The organism is candidate division KSB1 bacterium, assembly GCA_022562085.1.
GTDB lineage: Bacteria > Zhuqueibacterota > Zhuqueibacteria > Oceanimicrobiales > Oceanimicrobiaceae > Oceanimicrobium.
The window spans coordinates 1-3,806 of the sequence record JADFPY010000401.1 but is presented as its reverse complement, the minus strand read 5'-3'; the positions used below and the strand labels follow the sequence as shown (position 1 = coordinate 3,806).

Below are 3,806 nucleotides of genomic sequence, written 5' to 3'. Positions count from 1 at the left end.
GCAAAAGAATGGCGATCAAAATAGCAAAAGTACACAATCGGTTGAAAGAAAAAATACGACGGAAATCCATTCGTCCTCCTCCTTGGGATAAGTTGGTTTGAAAGAAATGTTAATAAGAGCTAATCGAACGATTCGTATTGTAGGTACATGCTTTTGATCTGTTGCGCGATAGAAAGAAAACGACAAACGAGAAGCGAAGAGCGCCCACTAAGATTTTTTTTCGCTCATCGCTAACAGGCTTCTCGAATCGTTATTGTTTTTCTAAAGGATAACGAGTCTGGCTCAAAGAAATGCTGTGCACGAAATCATAAGTTGCTATCTGGCGGATGGCGTCGGGTTGCCCCTCAATTGTGGCAATTGTCTTTATAACAGTGACGACGTTAATCCCGGCCTCTTTGAGCATCTGCCTTCTTTTCTCATCAAGAGATCCGTTGAGCTTAACCAGGCATGTTAGGGGCGCATCAACCCGTGCTTGTTTTACTTCGCTAAGCTTCATGCGAAGCGGCGCATCAAATTTAGCTTCTGCTTTGGAGTCTTTCATAGGTTTTGGGCTGCATCCTGTTTGAACGGAGATGAACGATGTGAGTAAAACAAAAATAATAAGACAATTCGAATTTTTCATTTTCAATAGGAATGTTTTGGAAGTTTAAAAAGTTGTTTTGTTTCTTATCAAGAATGCGGTCCTAACATAAGGATTTACATTTACGTATTCAAGTAAACAAATTAGAAATGTATAAAATGTAATATCCGACATATGTTCTGCTTGAAGCTTTTTCGAAGAGTGTCGGAGTTAAACGAAGTGGCCTCCGACATTGCCTGGGTTGCGGAAACCGCCTCGCTAATTTCCGCAACCTTCCATTGCCAAAGATATAACACTTTTGGCATTAAATAGTGAACCCTTGACCCTTTGCCATTTTTTAGTTATCTTACTATCCTTATTTAGATGGAGAAACTATGCCGACGAAAACTCTTGCCTCAGCCTGCACCCTGGATTGCCCGGACACTTGCGGTTTGGATGTCGAAATCACAGAAAACAAAATCACCCGAATCGCTGCTTCGGATATAAATCCAACCACGCAAGGATTTATTTGTACCAAAGTGTCACGCTTTGCGGAGAGAGTTTACTCACCGGATCGTTTGCTTTATCCAATGAAACGGGTAGGGGAGAAGGGGGCAGGTAAATTTGAACGCATCAGCTGGAATGAGGCAGTAAAGATTGTTTGCCAGCGGTTCAACGAAATAAAAGAGGAGTGGGGAGGAGAAGCGATCCTGCCGTATTCTTATGGCGGCTCGAATGCATTGTTGGGACAAGATACGAGCGACCGCGCTTTTTTTGCAAAGCTCGGTGCGTCGAGGTTGGCGCGAACGGTCTGTGCTGCTCCGACCAGCGAGGCGGCTCAGGGTATGTACGGCAAAATGCCCGGCACGGCGTTCGAGGATTATGTGCACGCCAAATTTATTCTCATTTGGGGAGCTAATCCCAAGGCCTCAAATATTCACCTGGTTCCATATCTAAAAAAGGCCAAAGCTGCCGGAGCGAAAATTGCCGTGGTCGATCCGAAGTTGAATTTTTCCGAAAAAGAGATCGACTTGCATTTACCGGTCTATCCGGGTACGGATGTGGTGGTTGCGCTGGCTTTGATTCACCATTGGCAAAAAATGGCTTGGCTTAATTGGGACTTTCTTGGCGAGCACACGAAAAATGTGGATGTTTTACTTGAGAAAGCCAAGCAATACCCCCCTGAAAAGGCCGCCGAAATTGCCGGAGTGCAAGCCGATGATATTAAAAAACTTGCCGAGATGTATGCTTTGCACGACCCGGCGGTTTTGCGCTGCGGTTGGGGCCTCGAACGCAATCGAAACGGCGGTCAGTCGGTCGCGGCTGTTCTCGCCCTGCCGGCCGTTTTAGGCAAATTTGGCTTGCAAGGTTCCGGCTATACGCTTAGCAACAGTAATGCCCACAAAGTTGATTCAAGAGGCCTCACCGACCCGATTCCCTGGAACACCCGGATCATCAATATGAATAAACTGGGCAAAGTTCTTCTTGAAGAAAACCAGCCGCCCATAAAAGGACTTTTTAATTACAATTGCAATCCCGTGGCAACCGTACCGAATCAGAAAGCGATTATTGCAGGATTACAGCGCGAGGATTTGTTTACTGTGGTCTCGGAGCAAGTCATGACCGACACCGCTAAATTTGCCGATATCCTTTTGCCGGCGGTTACTTTTCTCGAACAAAAGGAGATAAAAAAAGCTTACGGGTCCTACACGCTGCATTACCTGGATCCGGTTATTGAACCTTTGGGTGAAGCCAGACCCAACGAAGAAGTTTTTGCCCTGCTCGGCCGCTCCATGGGATGGCAGGACCAGGCATTCTTGGATGATACCGAAGCCTATTTGCAGCGAGTCACTAACTCTACACATGGCATGGGTAAACCCGTAGGGCTTGACCAACTCAAGAAAGAAAAAATAGCCTTCTTTGATTTTCCCGGCCGCGCTCCCATTCAATTTCAAAATGTCTTCCCCTGGACCCCTGACGGCAAGATAAATCTGGCGCCGGGGAATTTGGGCAAAAACCCGTATGAATATTTAGACTTAAAGCAAAACGGCTACCCGCTGACCCTCATTTCACCCGCAACCGATAAATTGATTAGCAGCACCTTAGGGGAATTCAATTTTCCGAAGTTGTTTTTGGTCATGAATCCCGGGGATGCCCGGGCCCGTTCCTTAGAAAAAGGCATGACTGCGAGAATATTCAACGACCTGGGTGAGGTCTTTGCACCCGTTCGGATGAGCAACCAAATCCGGCCGGGGGTGGTTTTGATTCCCAAAGGCGCCTGGCGCAAAAGCTCAAAGAATGGTCTGACCTCAACCACCCTGGTGCCGGACGATGTTAGTTCTGTGGGCGGCGGCGCTTGCTTTAATGATGCCAGGGTGGAAGTGGCAGCAGTTTGAGACGGAGATTTTTCTGTATTTTTTAAGAGGAATTAAGTTTTTTTTGATCTTGCTGCATTAAATATTTGCTTTTTCTAAATCTCGCCAGGAGGGGCGACACGGTTACCTCCAGACACCATATTTTCGAATTCTAAAAGCATAAACTTACCAATGCGGTATTTTATTCGAGGGAGGTAAAATTATCTGAAATTCCTGATACCAGGAATTAATTAAAGACCAAAAAGTTTCCGTTATCAGGAATATTTTGTTCCTGATATCAGGAATTTTTTAAAAATGTTCCTGTATAGAGAAATTTATTCCTGATAGTAGAAATTTTTAAAAGTAAGAAATGGCAACTCAAATATAAGTTATGTGTTAGACGTTAGAAAGTAACATCAATGACCTAAGGCGGAGAAAATATGAAGATTTCGCAGCGTCGTGGTTCACCTCTCCACGAAGGGCTAACATGGGTGTTGGACGTGGTTTGGCCTTGGGCAAGGCGGACCGGTGGACTCGTTCAATCCCTCACGGTCTCTTCCTGCTCACACCTAATGGTATTCTACTGGTTGCTGATAGTGCCTGTCCCGCGTTCGTAGTTCAGAAGCATAATTTTATTAACTCATTTGGAGGAGGTATCAAGATGACAAGCTTTAAATACTTTTCTAAATTTGTAGTTGCTGGATTATTCCGGCCTAAATGGTCGGTGACGAGAGCTGTAGAGAAAATCAAACAAGGGGCAACACCCATCGCCCTCGTCTTTTTACTTTTTGGGTCTTTTGCGTATGGGCAGGACACCAACCACTGCTATGTCTCAAGAGCAAAGGACTGGCAATGGTCAAGCTTCCATCGTTACGTAAAGTTCGGTTATTATC

The 3,806-nt window shown here is 45.3% G+C and carries 2 protein-coding genes; one reads left to right on the top strand and one right to left on the bottom strand.

The window, feature by feature from the left end; all coding sequences use genetic code 11:
* Nucleotides 1-250: 250 nt before the first annotated feature.
* The gene (locus tag IH879_21195) at nucleotides 251-541 is read right to left on the bottom strand and encodes a hypothetical protein (protein MCH7677444.1); all 291 of its coding nucleotides are present in this window, start codon (nucleotides 539-541) and stop codon (nucleotides 251-253) included.
* A 413-nt stretch (nucleotides 542-954) separates the two neighbouring features.
* On the opposite strand from IH879_21195, the gene IH879_21190 reads away from it, so the two are divergent.
* Nucleotides 955-2,955: a molybdopterin-dependent oxidoreductase gene (locus IH879_21190; GenBank protein ID MCH7677443.1), complete on the top strand. Its 2,001-nt coding sequence runs from the start codon at nucleotides 955-957 to the stop codon at nucleotides 2,953-2,955.
* The last annotated feature ends 851 nt before the right edge of the window (nucleotides 2,956-3,806 follow it).